Raw genomic sequence first — 18146 nt, 5'->3', positions numbered from 1 at the left:
CCCTGCTGGTGGGACACGGTTCGATCACATGCCCTCGCCGCCGCTCACGGATGCGCAAGGGTGGCGCCGGCTGTCCGCGCACCACCACCAGAGGAAGAACGTCCTTCATGAGCAACCCCGTTCAGAACGACTCCAAGCGCCCCGTCTACCGCAGGGTCCGCTTCGTCGCCCCCGCCGCCCTGATCGTCGGCATCGCCGTCGGCGCGGCGGGAGGCGCAGACAAGAAGAACAGCACCCCGGCGGCCGCGCCCACCGCCACCGCCACCGCCACCGTCACCCTTCCCGCTGCGGCGGCCAAGGCTCCCGCCCCGCTTCCCGCCGCCACCGTCACCGCCACCATGACCGTGACCGCCGAGGCCCCTGCGGCCCCCGTGGCGCCGAGCACGCCGGACAAGCCCAAGGGCGACACGATCGGTGGCGACGGCAGCTACGAGGTCGGCGTCGACGTCCAGCCCGGCACCTACAAGAGCAAGGGCCCCAAGGCCGGCGGCATCGGGATCTGCTACTGGGAGCGCAACAACGGCGGCGACGGCGTCGGCTCCATCATCGCCAACGACAACGTGCAGGGCCCCGCCACCATCACCATCAAGTCCGGCGACAAGATCTTCAAGACGACCGCCTGCCAGGACTGGGTCAAGACCGGCTGACCCGAGAACCAGGCCCCCCTTCCGCCGGATCCGGCGGCGGCACAGGCCTGCGCTCGGCCCGCCTGTGGCAGGGCCCCGAACGCCGCCGGGTCCTGGCCCCGGAGCCCGGACCGCCCTCCCGACCGCCCGCAGGAGCCGGCCCGCTTCCCGGGACGAGCGGGAACGTCCCTGGGACGCCGGGACGGTGGAGGGACGGTGCGGCGGGGCCCCAGAGTGGGGGCACATCCATTGATCACGCACCAGTCCGGAGAACCCCCATGCGTTCCGTCACCCGCAAGGCCGCCACGATCGGCGCCACCCTGGCCCTGGCACTGTCGGGCGCGGTCCTCGCGGCCGCCCCGGCCTCCGCCGCCACCAGCTGCTACGCCAGCAGCTGCACCGGCCTGGACCCGGCCAACACCACCTGCGCCAACGACGCCATCACCGTCTCCACCGACGGCCCGCTGGAACTGCGCTACAGCCCGTCCTGCCGGGCCGCGTGGGCGCGGGACAGGAACGCGGTCGTCGGTGAGTCCGTGGCGGTCCAGAACCACCCGGGCCAGGCCAGCGACTACTCCACCACCACGTACTCGGGCGGCGCCATCTGGAGCGCGATGGTCAACGACAAGGACATCCAGTCGCAGGCCAGCTCCACCTCCACCAAGGGCTGGTACCGGACCGGCTGGTACTGATCGGCCGTACCCGCCGCCGCCCCCGCCCCCGCCCCCGTCGGGCGAGGCGCGGGGGCTACGGGGTTTCCCACCGACCTCGGCGACAATCCGTTCGAGGACGCTGCGGTCGGGCTCCGGAACCCGCCGTCCACCGACCGACCAGGCGGTCGGACTCCTGACGCCCCGCCGCGATGCTGCGCCCGTGCCGAACGTGCACGGGCGCAGCATCGCGGCATTTGCGGCGGTACGGGCGGTACGTGCTGGCGGTAGGTGCTGGCGGCCCACCTCACCGACCCCCACGTCGACGCCCGCCCGCACCGGCGGCCCGCCGTTCCGGCCCCGCCCGCGCCCGGCACAGGCCGCCGGCGCCCCGCGTCCCGACCTGCCGGAGGAGCACGACGGATCCGACCGGGCGGCCCCTGCCCGGGCCGTGTCCCGGGCAGGGAGCGGTCGTTGGACGCTGCGGCGTCTGCGGCTGTCGCAGAGTACGGCGACGGAGGGCATGCGCAGGCCCGCCCACCCGCGGCGCACCGCCCATTCCCTGCCTACACGAAATGATGATCGACATGCCGAGGCTGCCCTGGATCCTCATGTACCACTCCATCGATACGGCAAGATCCGACCCTCACATGATCTGCGTCTCCCCGGCACAGTTCTCGGTGCAGATGGAATGGCTCTCCCGGCAGGGCTTCCGGGGGGTCAGCATGGCCGAGTTGATGCGGTCCAGGGATCCTGCCGCAGAGAAACTGGTCGGGCTGACCTTCGACGACGGCTTCGAGGACTTCCTGGACAACGCCATGCCCGTCCTCGACAGGCATGGCTTCACGGCCACCGCCTTCGTCATCGCCGAGCGGCTCGGCGGCTACAACGACTGGGACTTCTCCAGCGGCGCCGACAAGCGGAAGATCATGTCGGTCGAGCAGGTGAGGGAGCTGGCCTCCACCACCATCGAAGTGGGCTCGCACAGCCTCACGCACCGGCACCTGCCGGAGCTCTCCGACAGCGAGGCGGAGGCCGAGATCGCGGGGAGCCGGATGGCCCTCGAGCGGATCATCGACAAGCCGGTCCTCGGCTTCTGCTATCCGTACGGCTCGGTCGACGCCAGGATCTCCGCGATGACCCAGCAGGCCGGGTACCGGTACGCCTGTGCCACCAAGGCGACGATCCGGCCTTCGGGCCATTCGATTCCACGCTGCTTCGTCGGCGAGCGCGACACGCCCCTGCGGCTCGCGCTCAAGCGGGTTCGCCACCTCGCCATCGCCCCGCGATGAACCAGAAGAACAGTATCCGCATCCGAACCAGCCCCGCCATGGAGCAAGAAGAATAATGAGGATCCTGCACATCATCACCGGTCTGGCCGCAGGCGGAGCAGAACAACAACTACGGCTCCTGCTGCGGAACATGCCGGCCGAATACCACTGCGAGGTCGTCACCCTGGAGAACCCGGGGGCGGTGGCGGAGGGGATCCGACAGGACGGCACCCCGGTCACCCACCTGGCGATGCGCGGGAACCGGGACATCGCCGCGCTCTTCAAACTGACCAAGTTCATCCGCCGAGGACGCTTCGACATCGTCCACACCCACCTGTACCGCTCCTGTGTCTACGGCCGACTGGCAGCCCGGCTCGCCGGGATCCCGACGATCGTGGCGACCGAGCACTCACTCCTGAAGGACACGATCGAAGGGCGCAACACGACCGCCGGAGTCAGGCTCCTGTACACCGCGACGGAGCGGCTCGGAACCTGCACCGTGGCCGTTTCCAGCGCGGTCTCGGACTGCCTGGGCAACTGGGGGGTCCCGTCCCAGCGGATCCGGCAGATCGCCAACGGGATCGATGCGGCCGCCTTCGCGACCACACCCGACGAACACGCGAAGTCCCGGCGGGAGGTGCGCGCGCGCCTGCGGATCCCGGCCGACTCCTTCGTGATCGGCGGGGTCGGCCGGCTGGTTCCGGGCAAACGGTTCGACGTCCTCGTCGACGCACTGGCCGCCATGCCGGACGTGCTGCCGGACGGCCGGGTGCCGTGGCTGCTCCTGGTGGGCGCGGGACAGCAGCTCGACGCCCTGACCCGCCAGGCCCACGACGCGCAGCTGGCGCACCGCACCCTGTTCCTCGGCGAGCGCGACGACGTGTCGCAGCTCCTGACCGCCATGGACGTCCTCGCGGCCCCGTCCATCGTCGAGACCTTCGGACTGTCCCTCCTGGAGGGCCTGGCGGCCGGCCTCCCCCTCGTCTACACGAGCGGGCCGTCACTGGCCGAACTCCCCCCTCACCAGACGGGACACGCCTACTACTCGCCTTCGGACGGCCGCAGCTTCGCCTCCCGCCTGTGCACGGTCGCCGCGGACTGCGCGCCCCCCCTGGCGCCACCGCCGGTCGTGGGCATGTACGACATCTCCCAGGTCGCCGACGAGCTCACCAGCCTCTACACCGACCTCGCCGCGCGCCGCTGATCCCCCGGTGGGTCGTACCCGACGGCAAGTTCGGCACCCTGGAGGCGTACCCGCTGTTCGACCACTTCACCTTCGACGTCTACGACACCTCGGCCGGGGACCGCTACGTCGGCGGTGGCGATGCCTACCACCCGGTAGGCTTCTGCTACAACCACTGGGCGAAATAGGAGAGTTCAGCGCATGCGGCGATCGGGCCGGCTCGCGGGTACGGTACTCCTCCTCACTGCGGGCCTTGCGACCGCGTGTACCAGTGGTGGCGACGCTGCGCCCAGAAGCGGAGACGGGCCGTGGGTGCTGGACGGACTCGCCGCAACGCAGGCCGGCGTGCCCATCCAGCGCAGCATCGACCTCCTGCCCTCCGAAGGGGCCGCGAAGATCCTCGGGGTGGCCGAGATCTCGGGCACCGACGTGGTCCTGTGGGTGCGGGGCGGAGTCTGCCAGGTGGCGCTCCTGCCGGACTCGCTGACCGAGCCGACCGCGACGGCCCCGACGACTGTCGGGGCGCCGCGGCCTGCCGGTCACGCGGGTTCGTCGGACGCCCACCAAGAATTCCCCGGGACCGTCCTCGACGGGAAGTACACCGCGGCGTCCGCCCAGTTGCAACCCTTCCGATTCGCGACCGTCGGATGCTCAGAAAAGGCGATGTCGGTCAAAATAGAAGGGGTTGGAAAATCCCTTCCGGCGAAGAAGTCCGGTGATTCACTGCAGCTCTGGCGAGAGGGTCAGAATGCGGTGCTCGCTGTCGGCCTTCCCGAGGCAATTCACGGGCCGGATAACTGACCGTTTCAGAATGCCGCTCGGAGCCGTCGGAGGCAGATGATGCTGCAGGCGAGTTCGAGCAGGCCCTGATGGAGGTCGGCGCGTCGTTCGTAGCGGGTGCGGAGTCGCTTGAACTGGTGCAGCCAGGCAAATGCACGCTCTACCACCCACCGGGTCTTGCCCAACCCGGAACCGTGGGCGACGCCGCGTCGGGCGATCAATGGTTTGATGCCGCGCTTCCACAGCAGGCGACGGTACTTGTCGAAATCGTAGCCTCGGTCGGCGTACAGGCGTCGGGGCTTGTGTCGGGGGCGTCCGCGCAGGCCCCGGATCGGTGGGACGGCGTTCAACAACGGGAGAAGCTGGGTGACGTCGTGGCGGTTGCCGCCGGTGAGCGTGACGGCGAGCGGGGTTCCGTGGCGGTCGACGATCAGGCGGTGCTTGGAGCCGGGGCGGGCGCGGTCGACCGGCGAAGGGCCGACATGGTCTCCCCCTTTGAGGGCCCGGACGTGTGAGGCATCCACGGCGCAGTCGTCCAGGTTCAGTGAGCCCGCGCGGTGCAGTTCGGTCAGCAAGGCGTTGTGCAGGCGAGGCCAGACGCCGGCCTCCGTCCAGTCCCGCAGACGGCGCCAGGCCGTGACTCCGGAGCAGCCCACGGTCTCGGCGGGGACGTCGCGCCAGGCAACGCCGGTCCGCAGCACATACATGATGGCGGCGAGGACCGCCCTGTCCGACACGGAGTCGCCCTGGATGGCGGCGGCGCGCGGGAGTGGGTGGCAGTAGCGGAGCCACCCACTCCCACAGGCCGTCCGGAACAAGATCGGCACGCACCCGGGACACCCTGCCGACCAAGATCGCCGATCGCAAGACCCGCAGCACAACTCGTTCCGGAACGACAGAGCTGGAAGAGGATGTGCGAGCCGTGGATCTTCGGCATGCCCACGTGATGGGTGTTGCTGTTCGGATCACGGGCGGGTCCGGGTGGCAGCCCGGACCCGCGCGGTGCGGTGATCGGGCTTTCACTGCGGACCCGCCGTTGCACGGTCCCTAGGACTTGGCGTCCGAGCCGGCCTTGGTCTCCGAGCCGCCCTTGGCGCCCGAGCCGGCCTTGTCGCCCTGGTTCAGCATGCCGCCGAGGGCGCTCAGGTTGCCGCCGCCCGCGGCCGGTGCTGCCTTGCCGGCGGCGTCGACGGCGATCTGGGCCATCTTCTGCAGGTGTTCGGTGGCGGTCTTCAGGGCCTCCTGGGCGCGTTCGCCGGCGGCCTTGTCGTTGCCGGCGGCGGCTTCGATGCCCTTGGTGAGCACCTGGCTCATGGTGCTGAGACCGCTCATGTCGCGGAACAGGTTCGCGGTGGTCATGGCCTCCACCGCCTTCAGGCCGACCGGGTCGGGCATGGCCGACAGCTGCGAGTACTTCGCCTGGCTGGCGCCCAGAGCGGCCACCGTGGTGTCGAGGTCCTTCGCGCGCGTTCCGGTGGCGACCGGCGCGATGTCGGCCGGTGTGATCTGGATGGGCGAGTCCTTCCAGTTCCAGAAACGGGTGAGGTCGATCTTCTCGGCCGAGTTGGCCCGGCCGAGCACGGCCTCGGCGAAGACGCCCTTGGTGGCGATGGCGATCGTGTTGGTCACCGGCGCCCCGAACGTGGCGTCGCCGGGCTGGCGGGCCTTCGTCCACGCCTCTCGTTCCTGCTCGCTGCCGAAGTTCCACCGGAAGCCGAGGTAGTTGCCGGTGGCGGCGATCGGCTTCGGGTCCAGCAGGGTGCCGAGCAGGACCGGTGCGGCGTTCGAACCCGCCGGCGTGTACGAGTAGTTGGCGAGGATGCGGCTGAGCGTCAGCTCGTCCGCGTTGGCCCAGACGGCCTGGCTGTAGTGGCGGCGGTTGTCGTTCAGGTGGTCCAGGACCGTCTGCGGCACGTTCCCGCCGCGCACGTGGAAGCCGAGCGACGCGATGTAGGTGCGGGTGCCGGACCTCACCGTCGAACCGAACAGCCCGCAGATGGCCGCACCGCCGGCGTCCTCGGTCATGTCGGGCGCGGCGGTGGTGGTCGAGGCGATCCCGAAGTTGGCCACGCCCGAGTCCATCGTCAGGCGCAGCCCGGCGAGGCTGCCGCGGGCGGCCGTGCCGAACCAGGCGTCGACGGAGAGCAGCTTGTCGGCGCCTCCGAAGGTGTAGGACGCGCGTTGCTGCACGCCGGAGCCGCGGGTGTCGCCGCAGCGGAAGACCTGGCCCTGGAAGACCACCTGGATGGTGCGGATTCCGGCCTCGTCGTACCAGACGTCGATCTTGGACGCGTAGGGGGAGTCGGCCTTCGGCGGGGCGTCGAAGGCTATCGGCGCGTCTCGCTCCACGGTGAGGAGCCGGAGAATGAGCCCGCTGTTCAGAAGTGCCCAGTGGTCCCCGCTGGTGGATGTGACGAAGTCCGTCACCGACGAGAGGTCGGCAAGGATCTGGTGCTTGGGAGGGGTCCAGGTCGTCGCGCCGGCCTCGACCACCACGGCCTTGCCGTTGGCGGTGATGCCCCAGAGCGAGCCGTCCGGGCCGGCGGACAGGCGCTTCACGTTGGGCGCCGGGGTCCGTTCCGTCCAGGTGGTGCCGGTGCGCTCCCAGGTCCGCCCCTCCCGGCAGTACCACACCTTGTCCTTGCCGACGACGGCGACGTCGTCCGCCGTGATTTGCAGGTTCAGCGATGTGCCGTTCAGGTCGCGCCGGTAGATCGAACTGTCCATGCCGATGAGGTAGAGCGTGCCGTCCGGACCGCATGCGAGGCTCCGGCCCGCCCAGCCGTTCGGGTCACGCCGCCAGGCCGTCCCGTCGAAGTGCACGACCTCGTTGTCGGCCCTGATCGCCCACACGATGCTCTTGCCCGGTGCGATGCGGATCAGCTCACCGTCCAGCCCGGTGGTGGGCAGCGGGTTCCACTGCCGGGCCACCGGATCGAACCGGACCGGGGTGCCGTCGAACCTGCGCACCCCGTACACGCCCATGGCCGAAGCGGCGATGTCGGCCAGCTCCACCCCGTCGAAGACGGCGCCCCCCGGTGTCTCCGGCGCCGTGCACGCGTCGAGCTTGCGCACGGTGGTGTCGAACGGGTTGGCGGCCCGGATCTTCGCCGCCCAGTCGGTCGGCGCCACCGACGCGAGCACCTCCTTGTACCGTTGCAGGCTGGTGTAGTTGAAGGTGAGCTCCTGCAGCGGGATGAACAGACAGCGCTCCAGCTTCGTCGGCTTGGTCGTCACGTTGTAGACCTGGACGACCTCGTAGTACTGCACCGACATCGCGTGCATGTGGTTGTAGTTGGTGACGACCCGGGTGACGACCTGGTCCTTCTCCGACTGCGTCGTCTCGCGCACGACCGTCATGTTCCGGCTGCGGGCCGCGGTCGCCACCTGCTGGGTCCGCTCGCTGATGCGCTGCGTCGCCTCGGCCGCGACCGACTTCACGCCGGTCGAGCGCGACACCGAGGTCGCGAAGCCCGAGTTCGACGAATCACTCCAGTTGCCGCCGGCGCCGAGGCCGAAGAACGCGATTCCGGCGCTGCCACCGGAGCTGGACGACCTGCTCGACTGCGACGACCTGGACGTGCCGAACTGCTCCTCACGAGAGATCGCGTTCGCGACCTCGCTGATCGACCGGTTCTGGTCGCTGGTGCCGGACAGCGTGTCGTTCTCGGCGGTCGTCTCGGTGCCGGTGGCCTTGGTGCTGCGCTGCCAGTCGACGACGGCGACCTTGGTGCTCTCGCCGGGCGCGAGCGCGAGGCTGTGCAGTAACCGCCCGAGCGTGACGCCCTGGGCCGACCAGGTCTGCTCCGTCGTGACGATCATGCCCTCGGCCGGGCGGTCGTAGAACGGCAGGTTCTCCTCCCCGAGGTCGATGGCACCGGTCAGCTTGCGCGCCGGCTTCGCCCCGGGGATGTCGGTGAGCACCACCGAGCGGTATCTGACGATCTCCACCGGGTAGTTGCCCGTGGTCGGAAGCAGGTCCTTCGGCGTCGCGCCGTCGAGCATCGCCTTGTCGATCTCGTACCCGGGCGACGTACCGGCGGGGGTCGTCGTGCTCGCCGGGGGCGTCGCCGGTGTGGTGGCAGGTGTTCCGGTGCTCGGGGTGGTCATCACGATTCCCGTCTGCGAAGAAGATGAGGGAGATGCCGGTAGGGCCGCCAGGACGTGGAGCACCTGACCCCTAGGCGAAATGACACCTTCCGGACCGCTCGAAACTACACAGCCCGATCACAACAGCGGCACACTTCAACGAACTTGGCCAGAATCGGCGCCCGACTCAACGGCCCTCCGGCAGCGCCCGCCGCATGAACTGTTCACCCGCGTACCCGGGTGCCGGACCTCAGCCGCGAGCACCACATGCCCGCTGACCACGAAGCGCAGCGCCTACACCCGGCGAGGCCGGAGAACATGCGGCCTGGTGCCCTCCAGGACGAACGGGGTCACAAAGTGTCACCAGTCACCACGCCTTGTCATCCGCAACGGAGACCAGCGCGGCCACCAGCTCCCGTTCGGCCGAGGTCAGCAACACCTGCCTTCAGAATCTCCGAATCTCATTCTGAAACGATCAGTAAGTGACAAGTCACCTCCCGATGACGCGTGAGGGTGCCCGCCGGCGGGCACCCTCACGCCGTCTGGAGGCCAGGGACAGCTTGGCTGACCACCATCTGCGGCGCTGAGCCCGGCGCCCTGGGGCCGGGTCAGTGGGAGGGGCGGATCTGGAGGGCGTTGATGCCCCAGTGGATCGACGGGTCCGAGGTGTGCACGGTGAACTGGAAGTCCCGGCCGGGACGGGCGGGGATCTCCACCGAGCCGACGCCGACGGAGTCCACCGGGCACTGCACCGTGAAGTCGGCCGGGGCCGCACCGCCGACGTGCACCTGGACCGAACCGCCGCCCTGGCAGCCGACGGTGACGGAGATCGGCAGCGTCTCGATCGCCGAGGCTGTCACCGCGCTGCCGTTCCCGACCCAGTCGGGGATCGAGAACATGGTGTCCTCGTCCGGGGTCGGCGGCAGGATCCGGCCCGTCCCCGCGTGACCGAAGGGCTCGTCCGAGGCCGGTGCCGGGTCGGCGGGCTGCGCCGATGCCGTCCCGGCGAACGCCAGCGCCACCCCCAGTGCCCCGGCCGCCGTGGTGAGCGTGCCCGTCTTCTTCGTCCGCTTCATCGTGGTCCCCCCTGCTGTGTTCAGGTGTCGTACCGGTGTTCGGCACACGAAGTTGATCGTAGAACGCGGCACTGTCACCGGGGCGACCACGACGACGTGTGTTGCACCTGCCGTGTCACACCCGCTGTTCGGTCCGACGGCCGCCGCGCCTCCCGCCGCCGCGGCTCGGCCGTCCTGCCGTCGGTGGCCCGGTGGCCCGGTGGCCGGGTGTGTGTCGGTGGGGGCTTCTAGGGTGCGGTGTGGGTGGGGCGGGTACCGGAGTGTCCAGCACTGGAGACGGAACGGCAGACCTCCCGGTCTGCGCGGGGGTGGTTACGGCCCAACCGGCGTCCGGGGCGAAAGGGCCTGGGGACGGCTCGTCAGCACCGGCCCCACCCGTCGAGCCGGCGCCGAGTGCACGGGGCGTCGACCGTTCCCCGGGGCGGGGTCAGGAGCCGCTCTGCGACCTCGCCCGGTAGGTGCGCTTTTTGGCGAGGGCGCCGCAGGTCCTCATCGAGCACCAACGGCGGGCGCCCGCGCGGGAGGTGTCGACGAAGGGCGTGCCGCACGCGGGGTTCCCGCAGATGCGGACGCGGGTGCGGTAGTCCGAGCCGCAGAGTTCGATCAGGTCCCGCGCGACCATGGAGAGCACCGCCGCGACCGTGTCCCCGTGCCAGCGCACCGAGGCCGCGTCGGCGGAGAGTTCGGGCACGGACGTGGGCCCGGCGGCTGCGCTGTTGATCAGCGCGATGTCCTCGGGGGCGGGTGCGGCTTCGTCCGCCAGGGCCTGGCCGGTCCGCTGGATCGCCTCGCGCAGCCGTCTGGCGTGGCCCAGGTCGGCTTCGTCGCAGGCCGGCGCCACCGTGGTGCAGCCGCTCTCCACGCTCCAGCGGCCCAGGTCCTCCGGCCGGGCCAGCCGTTCGAAGGGCGTGTCCGTGCCGCGATCGGCCAGGGTGCCGGCGAGGGCGAAGCAGAGCCGCGCGTCGTCGAAGCGGAAGTCGGCCTTGGCGCGTTGGCGCCCTTCGTGTCGACCGTCCTCGTCATCCATGTCCACCACTTTATGTGGTTGACATTGCGTTGAGCAAGCGCCTAGCTTTCGAGTCCACCGCTTCAACCGGTGGACATTGAGGGCCTCGGTGCCTTCCCCCGTCGCATCACGAGCCACAAGGAGGCCGCGTCCATGCGCGCCGCAGTCATCGAAGAACTCAGCAAGCCGCTGGTCGTCCGCGACGTGCCCGATCCCGTCTGCCCACCGGACGGCGCGATCCTGCGCGTCGGCGCCAACGGGATCTGCCGCACCGACTGGGCCCTGTGGGCCGGGAACTTCTGGACCGGCGGGCCGAGCGTCAAGCCCCCGTTCGTCCTCGGCCACGAGTTCGCCGGCACCGTCGTGGACGTCGGCCGGGACGTCCGGGACTGGAGGGAGGGCGACCGCGTCATCTTCCCGATGAACCCCGGCGAGGGCTCCTGCGAGATGTGCCGCAGCGGCCACCAGCAGGTGTGCGAGCACGTGGACTCGCTCGTCCCCGGGGTGTCCTACTGGGGCGCCTTCGCCGAGTACGTCATGGTCCGCTTCGCCGACGTCAACCTGGTCCGGGTACCGGAGTCCGTCGGCTTCACGGACGTCGCCGCCCTCGCCTGCCGCTACATGACCGCCTTCCACGGCGTCGTCGACCAGGCGAAGGTCCGCGGTGGGGAATGGGTCGCGGTGTACGGGGCCGGCGGCGGCATGGGCCTGTCCACGGTGGAGATCGCCGCGGCGACGGGTGCCAACGTCATCGCGATCGACATCACGGACGAGAAGCTGGAGGCCGCGCGGGCCCTGGGCGCGGTCCACACCGTCAACGCCGCCACGGACGACCCGGCGGAGGCGGTGAAGACCCTCACCGGGGGAGGAGCGCACGTCTCCGTCGACTCGGTGGGAATCGCCGAGGCCTGCCGCAACTCCGTCCTGTCCCTGCGCACGCGCGGCCGCCACCTCCAACTCGGGCACACCACCGCCGCGGAGAAGGGGGACGTCGCGCTGCCGATCGACGTGATGATGGTCAAGGAGCTGGAGTTCCTGAGCGCCTTCGGCATGCAGGGCCAGCGGTTCGGCACCATGCTGAACATGATCGCCGCCGGCCGCCTCGACCCCGGCCGGATCGTGACCCGCACCGTCGGCCTCCACGAGGCGAGCGGGGTGCTGGAGTCCCTGGAGACCTACGGGACGACCGGCGTGGTCGTCATCGACGAGTTCCGGGCCTGAGCCGACCCACCCGGCGCGGCCCCCGCGGCCCCCGCGGCACCCGCGATGGAAAGACACAAGAAAGTAGGCACGACCATGCCCGCCTCCCGCCTGCTGATGGACCGGGAACTGAGCCAGGCACTCGACGGCGTCCCCATGACGCCCAACGGCGCGTTCGACCTCACCGACATCCCCGCGACGCGCGCGGCGTTCCGCGCACAGGCCGAGTCGATCGCCGAACGCGAGCCCGACGACCCGTCGGTCACGACGGAGGAGCACCGCATCGGACGGGCGGACGGCCCCGACGTGCCGGTCCGCCTGCTGCGGCCCGCGACCGCGCAGGGGCCGCTGCCGGTGATGCTCTGGTTCCACGGCGGCGGTCAGGTGCTCGGCTTCGCCGCCCAGGACGACCCCTGGCTCAAGCGGGTGTGCTCACGGCTCGGCTGCGCCGTCGCCGTGGTCGACTACCGGCTCGCCCCGGAGACACCCGCCCCCGGCGCCGCCGAGGACGGCTTCACCGCCTACCGGTGGCTCGTCCGCGAGGCGCCGGCCCTGGGACTGGACGGTGCCCGGATCGGCATCGCGGGCCAGAGCGGTGGCGGAGGCATCGCGGCGGCCACCGCCCTGCTGGTCCGGGACCGCGGCGGCGCGGCACCGCTGTTCCAGTCGCTGACGTACCCGATGCTGGACGACCGCAACCTGACCGCGTCGAGCCACGAGATCACCGACATCGGCATCTGGGACCGCTCCACGAACATCCTGGCCTGGCAGGCGATCCTGGGGGACCGCACCGGAACCGACGACGTCTCCCCCTACGCGGCCCCCTCCCGCGCGCAGGACCTCGGCGCGCTGCCGCCGACCTTCATCGCGGTCGGCGAACTCGACTGCTTCCGGGACGAGGACCTCGACTACGCCGCCCGCCTGCGCGCCCACGGCGTCCCGGTCGAACTGCACCTCTACCCGGGCGCCTACCACGCCTTCGACCTGTTCGCCCCGCAGTCGCAGCTCGCGGCCGCCTTCCAGCAGACCTGGCTCAACTACCTCGCCCGCCGGTTCCAGGACGCGTCCACCCCGTGACGTACGCAGACCGGCTCGCATGCCGGCGCAGGCCCGGTGCGGGCGGTGCGGCCGGCGCGGGCGGTGTGCCGGTGGGTCAGCCGGCGAGGTAGGTGCGGGCGATCCGGGCGCGGTGCGGCGCGAGTTCGGCGTGGACGGCGGCGGACTCGGCAGCGTCGGCGGTGACCGCGGCCGGGACGGCGGGGCCGCGGTCGAGCAGGGCGATGCGCAGGTGCGTCGGGGGGTGGGTGGCGTCCACCGCGCGGCCCTCGCGCCGCGAGCGGCGCACCAGCCGTTCGCGTTCCAGCGGCGGCAGGGACGCGAGGTGGTTACGGAGTTCCTGCCAGAGCAGATCGGTGTCGGGCGTCGGCGAGGCCTCACGGCGGCCGCGGTGCGGGCGGGACTTCACCTGCGCGCGCACCCGCAGGACGACCGTTGCCGCGGCCTCCGCGAACAGCAGCGCGTGGAGCGTCGCGATCGCGGCGCCGGTCGAGCCCGCGCGGGCGGCGAGCTCGTCGGCGCGGTACTCGGCCTGCTGGCCGGCCCGGGCGGTGAGCCGGTCGAGCAGCAGGACCAGGCGCAGCACCAGCCAGGCGACGACGTGGAGGAAGGCGTTGCCGAGGTAGTCGGCCACGAGCATCAGCAGGTGGAACCCGCCCACGCCCGAGCTGCCGGCCCGCTGGCGCGGCAGGGCGAAGTGGTACCAGTGCGCGAGGGAGCAGATCGCGGACCCGAGCCAGAGCCGGCCGCGGTGGTCGCCGTTGATCCGGTGGGCGAGTTCGTGCCCGAGCAGGGCGATCCGCTGCTGGTCGTCGAGCACCTCCCAGAGCGGCAGGCCGACGGTGAGGACGGAGGTGCGGCGCAGGCCGACCACGGCCATGCTCGCGTTGAAGTCGTCGCCCACCACGATGACGTCGACCTTCCGGGCCCCGAGCTGCTCGGCGATCCGGTCCGCCAGCGCGTACAGGGCCGGTGCCTCGGCCCGGGTGAGCACCCCGGTGCCGCGCGGTGCCCGGCCGAGCCGGGGGCGCAGCAGGAACACGACGGCGAGGACGGCGGCGCCGACCCAGCGCAGCGGCGTGTTCCCGGTGACGAGCAGCCAGATCCCCGTGCCGGCGAGCGTGGCGGTGAGGAGGTGGACCAGGGTCGCGACGGCGGTCGCGGCGAGCCAGCCGCGGCGGCTGGTGTCGGCGCGGCCGGCCATGACGTCCTGGAACACCTGCTCGGTCCGCTCGGCGGCGGACCGTTCGCGGGCGGCCGTCCTGGCGTCCTTGGCCGCCTCCTCGGCGGCCTCCTGCTCGGTGACGACGTTCCACTCGCAGGCCGGGCACCAGGTGGTGAAGCGGGGGTCGGCGTCGAGGGGCCGGGTGCAGTCCGGGCAGGTCTGCGGGCGCGCGGGGGCGACGGTGGGATTCGGCACGACGGGTGATCATGCCATGTGGCGCCGACACGACAAACCGGTATTCGGCACCCCGGACATCCGGCAGGACCGCCGTCGTCATCACCGCGACGTCCGCCGGGCGATGGGTCTTAGGCTCCGCCATCGCAGGCGTCCGTCCCGCTCGACCTCGTGCGCGTCAGTGCGGCAGCCAGTGCAGCTCGTGCGCCAGGGTCCTGGCGACGGCACGGACACGGCGGTGCAGCGGCGACTGCTCGCGGGGGAGGACCAGGTGGATCGTCATGCCGGGCGCGCCCCGCAGCGGCCGCCAAGTGAGCCCGGCCGGCGATGTCGTGGCCGCGGTCTCTCCGGCCGGGGCGAGGGTGACCCCGTCGCGCAGGTCGCGCTGGGACATGTCGAAGGCGACTGCGGGCGTGTGGAACCGGGGGTGCGGCCGGGCGCCTCGGAACAGGGCGGACAGCTGATCGTGGATCACGGGGTTGGTCGCTCGGTCCGGGATGCGCAGCGGATACGCGGCCGCCTCGGCGATCTCGATCTCGGCGTGTTCGGCGAGCGGATGGTGCTGCGCCAGCTGGACCCCGATGCGCGCACGCCGCAGCAGGGACCGGCGCACGCCACGGCCCGGTTGTTCACCGCGGGTGATCCCGGCGTCGATGCGGCCGTCGGCGACCGCGGGGGAGATCTCCGGCGTCGCCATCGGGACCGCGTGGACCTCGAGTCCGCTGGTGCCGCGCATCAGCCGGTCCACCAGGGCCGGTGTCGTCTCGGCCCCGGTGCTGAGGCTGTATCCGATGCGCAGCGTGCCCAGTTCACCGGCCGCGGCGCTGCGGGCGGTGTCCCAGGCCCGGTCCAGCGCCGCCAGTGCGGCCGGTGCGGACTCCGCCAAGGCCGCGCCGGCCGTGGTCAGTTCGACGCTACGGGTGCTGCGCACCAGCAGGGCCGTGCCGAGGTCCGCCTCCAGCCGGCGGATCCGGGCGCTGAGCGCGGGCTGGGCGATGCCGATCCGTGCGGCCGCCCGGGTGAAGTTCAACTCCTGTGCCAGCACCAGGAAGTACCGCAGGCTCACGGTGTCCGGCGCCACGTGCCCTCCCCGGCCGATTGATAACGATCCGTTCTGAGCCTATCCCGCATCGGTCTTTCCCCCGGCCGCACATCGAGTCCTAACCTGCGGATACGGCGATTCCACCGACCGCGGTAGCCGTCGCGGGAATCGATCGAGCCGAGTGTCCATCCGACGTCGGACGTGTCCGACCGAACGCAGGAGTGTGTCCATGGCCAAGGGCTACTGGGTCAGTGTCTACCCCGCCGTTTCCGACCTCGAGGGGCTGGCCGTCTACGACGGACTGGCCGGTCCGGCCGTCCGGGCCGCGGGCGGGCGCGTCCTGTCCCGTGGTGCTCGCGTCGTCGCCCGCGAGGCCGGACTCACGCAACGCGTCGTCCTGGTCGAGTTCGACAGCCTTGAGCAGGCCGTCGCGGCGTACGAGAGCGAGGCGTACCAGAAGGCGCTGGCGGCCTTCCCCGAAGGGGTCGAGCGCGACTTCCGCATCACCGAAGGCGTCGACTGACCGGCGGAGCGGTTCGAACGCCCTGGCCGTGCCGCGCTGCCCGGTCCTCGGCGGCACGGGGCGGCCCCGGGGGTGGTGCTTCCGGCCCGCCCCGGGTGGCGGGGGAGGGGAGCCCTTGGCGAGCGGCCCCTTGGCTGTCCGATTGGCCCACGGGATCGGCGCCCGATTGGATACCCGCCGGGGGCATGCCTGCTGCCTAGTCTCGGAGCACACGCTGCGTCGCCGGTGCGGCGCGCGCCAACGGGAGGAAACAGCATGCGCAGGACCATCGCCAGACTGGCCGTCAGATCGCCTTCCCCTCAAGCCGATTCGCTATCGACGCCGTCCGGCCGGAGGTGTCAGTGACCACGGTCGACCTGTCCGTCGGAGTCGGGCACGCCGTCCCCGGGGAGCCGGTAACCCCGAGGGCCGCGGCCCGGAGCCGGCCCGCTGTCCGCAGCGGCCGGGCCAAGGCCCTTCGGCGGAGCCGCGGTTGCGGTTGTCCCGCCGGGGCCGCGGCGGCCTCGGGCCCCTGCCGGATCGCGTCCCACACCGCGGCCGGGCGGCGGGGGGCGGACCGGGGCCACCGGGTGGGGCGGGGCGGGGGTGCTCGTCCTCGTGGGCTCCGGGCATCGTTGCGGACGGCGGATCACCCGCTCCCGGCACGCTCGCCGAGGCGAGTCCGACCGCGACCTCCGGCACCGCGTCCGCAGCGGCGGACGTTCCCCGTGTTGGTCCTGGGGCGACGGGCAACGAGGCCACCTGCCAAGGGCATTCGGCCCCGCGCCGGGATCCGATCCGTCCAGCTGCCCGTGTCGGGTACGGGCGTCGGCACCGCGGACGGCGTGGCCCCGCCGTCGACGCACGGTGTCGCCGGCCCGGACAGCCAGGTCTCGATGACGTGGAACGGCGAAGCACGCAACTACGTCCTCACCGTTCCGGACTGGGCCGTCGCGCAGGCCCTGGAGCCACGCAGGGGAAGGCCGTCCACCGCCTCGGGGCGCTTCGACCCGGTACTCGACGAGCAGGACCCGCTGGTCAGCGCCTGGATCGAACTCGTCCGGGGATTCGACGAGTTCCTCGCCTCGCCGTCGAGCCGCCACTCTCCGCGGGGAGCGCGGCACCGCGAGCAGCGGAACCTCGAACAGCGACACCTCGAACAGCTCCCGACCGACGGCCTGCCGGACGCCCAACGCCACTCCCGGAGCGGCACCCCGACGGGCAGCGGCCCGGCCGCTCTGCCACCCGCCGTACGCCGGGCCAAGGCGTTCTGCGAGGAGCACGTGCACGAGCCCGTCTCGGTGGCGGACATCGCCCTCGCCGCGCGCACCAGTCTGCCGAACCTGAGGCAGGGGTTCCGGGCCCACCTGAACACCACGCCCCGGGCGTACCTGCGCCGGCTGCGCCTCGACCACGCCCACCGCGACCTCCTCGCCATCGCCGACGGCCGGGCGCAGGGCACGGTGACCGACGTGGCCTGCCGCTGGGGCTTCACCCACCTCGGCCGCTTCAGCGCGGAGTACCGCAAGTCCTTCGGACAGCCGCCGTCCGAGACGCTGCGCCGAAGCCGTCGGGCGACCCAGCGTCCGGGCGCCTAGCGACCCAGCGTCCGGGCGCCTAGCGACCGAACGACCGAACGGCCGCGCAGCCGCCCGCCCGGGTGCGTGAAGAGCTTCCGCGCCGCTCCGCCATCCGCAGGTCCGCCCTGCTCCGCTATCCGAAATGCGGGAACTCCCGCCGCCACGAAAGCGGATAGCGGCGTGATCACGATCCGGAGAGGCTCTTCCCCGGAACGCGGCCGGAAGCAGTCCACCGGCCGTCGGCACCACCGCACGAAATCCAAGGCCAACGTCCACAGCACCCTCGAAGGGACACCTCCGTGACCATCAAGTCGCGCATCGCCAAGGCCGCCGCCGCGACCGCCGTCGCCGGCGCCGCCCTCTTCACCCTGGTCGGCACCGCCCCCGCCGCCCAGGCCGCACCGTCCGGCTGCAACGCAGGCGGCCTCTGCGTGTACTGGAACGCCAACTACGGCGGCGGCGTCCAGACCGTCTACCAGGACAACAACGACCTCAGCCAGTACACCAACTTCGCCCACAGCCAGGGCGGTTCGGCGTTCAACAACGGCAACAGCTGCAACGTCGTCGTCTACGCGGACAAGAACGCCCAGGGCCAGGGCTGGATCCTCTACCGCGGCCAGGGCTGGACCCTGATCGGGGACAACCTGCCCACGATCTACTCCAACCGCTGGTGCACGGTCTGATCC

Annotated in this window: 16 protein-coding genes; 10 read left to right on the top strand and 6 right to left on the bottom strand. The window is 71.6% G+C overall.

All coding sequences use genetic code 11. The features are described from left to right. Positions 1 to 107: 107 nt before the first annotated feature. The 5 genes from ACFYUY_RS33660 to ACFYUY_RS33640 all read left to right on the top strand — a co-directional run bounded on the left by ACFYUY_RS33660 (position 108) and on the right by ACFYUY_RS33640 (position 4531). The gene (locus ACFYUY_RS33660; RefSeq protein ID WP_387906274.1) at positions 108 to 647 is read left to right on the top strand and encodes a hypothetical protein; all 540 of its coding nucleotides are present in this window, start codon (positions 108 to 110) and stop codon (positions 645 to 647) included. Between the two features lie 257 nt (positions 648 to 904). Further along, the gene (locus ACFYUY_RS33655) at positions 905 to 1318 is read left to right on the top strand and encodes a DUF2690 domain-containing protein (RefSeq protein WP_360215350.1); all 414 of its coding nucleotides are present in this window, start codon (positions 905 to 907) and stop codon (positions 1316 to 1318) included. Between the two features lie 533 nt (positions 1319 to 1851). Beyond that, positions 1852 to 2568 (top strand): polysaccharide deacetylase family protein, encoded by a 717-nt coding sequence (locus tag ACFYUY_RS33650; protein ID WP_387906271.1) that lies wholly within the window; start codon positions 1852 to 1854, stop codon positions 2566 to 2568. 55 nt (positions 2569 to 2623) lie between these two features. Then, positions 2624 to 3751: a glycosyltransferase gene (locus ACFYUY_RS33645; protein ID WP_360215356.1), complete on the top strand. Its 1128-nt coding sequence runs from the start codon at positions 2624 to 2626 to the stop codon at positions 3749 to 3751. 291 nt (positions 3752 to 4042) lie between these two features. After that, positions 4043 to 4531 carry a hypothetical protein gene (locus tag ACFYUY_RS33640; protein WP_387906269.1) on the top strand — a complete coding sequence of 163 codons (489 nt, stop codon included), beginning with the start codon at positions 4043 to 4045 and terminating at the stop codon, positions 4529 to 4531. A 5-nt stretch (positions 4532 to 4536) separates the two neighbouring features. Here the strand turns inward: ACFYUY_RS33640 and ACFYUY_RS33635 are convergent. The 4 genes from ACFYUY_RS33635 to ACFYUY_RS33620 form a co-directional block, all read right to left on the bottom strand. Further along, a protein-coding gene (locus ACFYUY_RS33635) for an IS5 family transposase (protein ID WP_387906267.1) occupies positions 4537 to 5341 on the bottom strand; the annotation gives its coding sequence in 2 pieces (ribosomal slippage) (positions 4537 to 5248 and positions 5247 to 5341; 807 coding nt in all). A gap of 216 nt (positions 5342 to 5557) precedes the next feature. Beyond that, on the bottom strand, positions 5558 to 8620 hold the full coding sequence (locus ACFYUY_RS33630) for a hypothetical protein (protein ID WP_387906266.1): 3063 nt from the start codon (positions 8618 to 8620) through the stop codon (positions 5558 to 5560). Positions 8621 to 9207: 587 nt separating this feature from the next. Next, positions 9208 to 9675, bottom strand: a complete 468-nt coding sequence (locus ACFYUY_RS33625) for a hypothetical protein (protein WP_360215362.1) — start codon at positions 9673 to 9675, stop codon at positions 9208 to 9210. Between the two features lie 427 nt (positions 9676 to 10102). Next, the gene (locus ACFYUY_RS33620) at positions 10103 to 10702 is read right to left on the bottom strand and encodes a CGNR zinc finger domain-containing protein (protein WP_387906263.1); all 600 of its coding nucleotides are present in this window, start codon (positions 10700 to 10702) and stop codon (positions 10103 to 10105) included. Positions 10703 to 10834: 132 nt separating this feature from the next. Here ACFYUY_RS33620 and ACFYUY_RS33615 point away from each other — a divergent pair, with 132 nt between their 5' ends. After that, the gene (locus ACFYUY_RS33615; protein WP_360215368.1) at positions 10835 to 11902 is read left to right on the top strand and encodes an alcohol dehydrogenase catalytic domain-containing protein; all 1068 of its coding nucleotides are present in this window, start codon (positions 10835 to 10837) and stop codon (positions 11900 to 11902) included. Between the two features lie 75 nt (positions 11903 to 11977). After that, complete coding sequence (locus ACFYUY_RS33610; RefSeq protein ID WP_387906261.1) at positions 11978 to 12958, top strand: alpha/beta hydrolase; 981 nt, start codon at positions 11978 to 11980, stop codon at positions 12956 to 12958. Positions 12959 to 13034: 76 nt separating this feature from the next. On the opposite strand, the gene ACFYUY_RS33605 is transcribed toward ACFYUY_RS33610, so the two are convergent. Both ACFYUY_RS33605 and ACFYUY_RS33600 read right to left on the bottom strand, forming a co-directional pair. Continuing rightward, complete coding sequence (locus ACFYUY_RS33605; RefSeq protein ID WP_387906259.1) at positions 13035 to 14357, bottom strand: M48 family metalloprotease; 1323 nt, start codon at positions 14355 to 14357, stop codon at positions 13035 to 13037. Positions 14358 to 14514: 157 nt separating this feature from the next. Further along, positions 14515 to 15417: a LysR family transcriptional regulator gene (locus tag ACFYUY_RS33600; protein WP_387906257.1), complete on the bottom strand. Its 903-nt coding sequence runs from the start codon at positions 15415 to 15417 to the stop codon at positions 14515 to 14517. A 190-nt stretch (positions 15418 to 15607) separates the two neighbouring features. Between ACFYUY_RS33600 and ACFYUY_RS33595 the strand changes: the two genes are divergently transcribed. From ACFYUY_RS33595 to ACFYUY_RS33585, 3 genes are all read left to right on the top strand, one after another. After that, complete coding sequence (locus ACFYUY_RS33595; protein ID WP_360215380.1) at positions 15608 to 15901, top strand: DUF1330 domain-containing protein; 294 nt, start codon at positions 15608 to 15610, stop codon at positions 15899 to 15901. An 875-nt stretch (positions 15902 to 16776) separates the two neighbouring features. Beyond that, positions 16777 to 17478 carry a helix-turn-helix transcriptional regulator gene (locus ACFYUY_RS33590; RefSeq protein WP_387906253.1) on the top strand — a complete coding sequence of 234 codons (702 nt, stop codon included), beginning with the start codon at positions 16777 to 16779 and terminating at the stop codon, positions 17476 to 17478. A gap of 281 nt (positions 17479 to 17759) precedes the next feature. Next, complete coding sequence (locus ACFYUY_RS33585) at positions 17760 to 18143, top strand: peptidase inhibitor family I36 protein (protein WP_360215386.1); 384 nt, start codon at positions 17760 to 17762, stop codon at positions 18141 to 18143. Positions 18144 to 18146 lie beyond the last annotated feature (3 nt).

This window comes from Kitasatospora sp. NPDC004745 (genome assembly GCF_042873275.1).
Classification (GTDB): domain Bacteria; phylum Actinomycetota; class Actinomycetes; order Streptomycetales; family Streptomycetaceae; genus Kitasatospora.
This window is presented reverse-complemented; position numbering and strand designations above follow the sequence as displayed.

What these genes read in the sequence shown, in the direction of transcription:
- ACFYUY_RS33590 (WP_387906253.1), top strand. Translation starts at nt 16,777, where the DNA reads ATGACGTGGAACGGCGAAGCACGCAACTACGTCCTCACCGTTCCGGAC.
- ACFYUY_RS33660 (WP_387906274.1), top strand. Translation starts at nt 108, where the DNA reads ATGAGCAACCCCGTTCAGAACGACTCCAAGCGCCCCGTCTACCGCAGG.
- ACFYUY_RS33595 (WP_360215380.1), top strand. Translation starts at nt 15,608, where the DNA reads ATGGCCAAGGGCTACTGGGTCAGTGTCTACCCCGCCGTTTCCGACCTC.
- ACFYUY_RS33645 (WP_360215356.1), top strand. Translation starts at nt 2,624, where the DNA reads ATGAGGATCCTGCACATCATCACCGGTCTGGCCGCAGGCGGAGCAGAA.
- ACFYUY_RS33610 (WP_387906261.1), top strand. Translation starts at nt 11,978, where the DNA reads ATGCCCGCCTCCCGCCTGCTGATGGACCGGGAACTGAGCCAGGCACTC.
- ACFYUY_RS33620 (WP_387906263.1), bottom strand. Translation starts at nt 10,702, where the DNA reads ATGGATGACGAGGACGGTCGACACGAAGGGCGCCAACGCGCCAAGGCC.
- ACFYUY_RS33615 (WP_360215368.1), top strand. Translation starts at nt 10,835, where the DNA reads ATGCGCGCCGCAGTCATCGAAGAACTCAGCAAGCCGCTGGTCGTCCGC.
- ACFYUY_RS33625 (WP_360215362.1), bottom strand. Translation starts at nt 9,675, where the DNA reads ATGAAGCGGACGAAGAAGACGGGCACGCTCACCACGGCGGCCGGGGCA.
- ACFYUY_RS33630 (WP_387906266.1), bottom strand. Translation starts at nt 8,620, where the DNA reads ATGACCACCCCGAGCACCGGAACACCTGCCACCACACCGGCGACGCCC.
- ACFYUY_RS33655 (WP_360215350.1), top strand. Translation starts at nt 905, where the DNA reads ATGCGTTCCGTCACCCGCAAGGCCGCCACGATCGGCGCCACCCTGGCC.
- ACFYUY_RS33650 (WP_387906271.1), top strand. Translation starts at nt 1,852, where the DNA reads ATGATGATCGACATGCCGAGGCTGCCCTGGATCCTCATGTACCACTCC.